Raw genomic sequence first — 556 nt, forward strand, 5'->3', positions numbered from 1 at the left:
GGGTGGGGGAGCGTCGCGGAGGGGTGTGCGGACGGGGAGCCCTGGGCCGGGTGAGCGGCCGCGTCGTCCGATCGCCGGCTCCGCCGCACGATCCAGACCACGAAGGCCACGATCAGCCCGAGCACCACGAGCGACCACAGCGTCCGCCCGGTCGCGGGCGCCCAGGGCATCGCCCCGGTGTACGCGCCGCCGAGCGACCAGAAGCCCTGCGCCACCGGCAGCATCGAGGCGAGCACGAGGACGCCGATCCCGGCGTGCACCCGGTCGAGCGAGCCTCGGAGCAGCCGCTCCACCGGCAGGGCGCCGTCCTGGTCGGGCAGCAGCAGCCAGGCCGCGGCGTAGAGGAGGAGCGCGGGCCCGCCCAGCACCGCGACGACGAGCACGATCCCGCGCACGATCAGCGGGTCGATGCCGAGCCGGTCGGCGATCCCCGCGCAGACGCCGCCGATCCAGCCGGGACGGCGGGGCAGGTCGAGGCCGTGCAGCCAGAGCACGAAGCGGTTCTCGGGCGCGGGGGGCGGATCGGCGGTGCCGGGGACTGTGCTCACCCCTGCAT

General features: G+C 76.3%; 1 protein-coding gene. It reads right to left on the minus strand.

Features of this window, described 5'->3' with window-relative positions; all coding sequences use genetic code 11:
• Window positions 1–548: PspC domain-containing protein (locus C5C25_RS16195; protein ID WP_146079493.1), on the minus strand; the 548-nt coding region annotated here is incomplete at its 3' end.
• Window positions 549–556: the final 8 nt, after the last annotated feature.

This window comes from Rathayibacter sp. AY2B9, assembly GCF_002931595.1.
GTDB lineage: Bacteria > Actinomycetota > Actinomycetes > Actinomycetales > Microbacteriaceae > Rathayibacter.